At 44.4% G+C, this 737-nt stretch carries 2 rRNA genes; both read right to left on the bottom strand.

Annotated features, from left to right (window positions below):
• Positions 1–127 (bottom strand): 23S ribosomal RNA (locus C9J37_RS27810); the annotation flags it as partial.
• Between the two features lie 491 nt (positions 128–618).
• Positions 619–737: ribosomal RNA gene (locus C9J37_RS27815) — 16S ribosomal RNA — on the bottom strand; the annotation flags it as partial.

Here is a 737-nt window from a genome sequence, read left to right on the forward strand (position 1 = left end):
GTTCCCCCATTCGGAAATCTCCGGATCAAAGCTCACTTACAGCTCCCCGAAGCATATCGGTGTTAGTGCCGTCCTTCTTCGGCTCCTAGTGCCAAGGCATTCGCCGTGCGCCCTTAATAACTTAACCTGCAGCTTCCGATATACATCGTAATCCAGCGTCAGCTTCATTCGTTCGGTCAGTCACGTACAGAGGTACGCTCCTTCTCTCACTCAATTGCTTCCTTGTCTTACTCGTATCTCGAAACCTTTAACGGCTTCCAATCCACTGCGCATTTCGTTGTCAGCTTCTCTCGTTCAATCAGTCACGTACGTAAGTACGCTCCTTCATTCACTCGTTCGCTTCCTAGAACTGCTTGTGTCTTGAAACCCTATTATCAGTTATTAAGCCTAAAAACTTAATTAAAAAATAAATGTGTTTGTTACAATTTCAATGTCGTTTTATCCAGTTTTCAAAGAACAAATTTACTACCTGCTTCTACTTCTTCGCAAATTTGCGACGAAAGCGTAGCGACAGTAGCACAATTTTGAAGTCATTCAGAAGAATGAACCTTCAAAACTGAACAGCAAAGACGTAATCATTGTTTCGTTCTAAACGAAACATTCCGTTAAAATCCTTAGAAAGGAGGTGATCCAGCCGCACCTTCCGATACGGCTACCTTGTTACGACTTCACCCCAATCATCTATCCCACCTTCGGCGGCTGGCTCCAAAAGGTTACCTCACCGACTTCGGGTGTTA

The organism is Lysinibacillus mangiferihumi, from assembly GCF_003049665.1.
GTDB lineage: Bacteria > Bacillota > Bacilli > Bacillales_A > Planococcaceae > Lysinibacillus > Lysinibacillus mangiferihumi.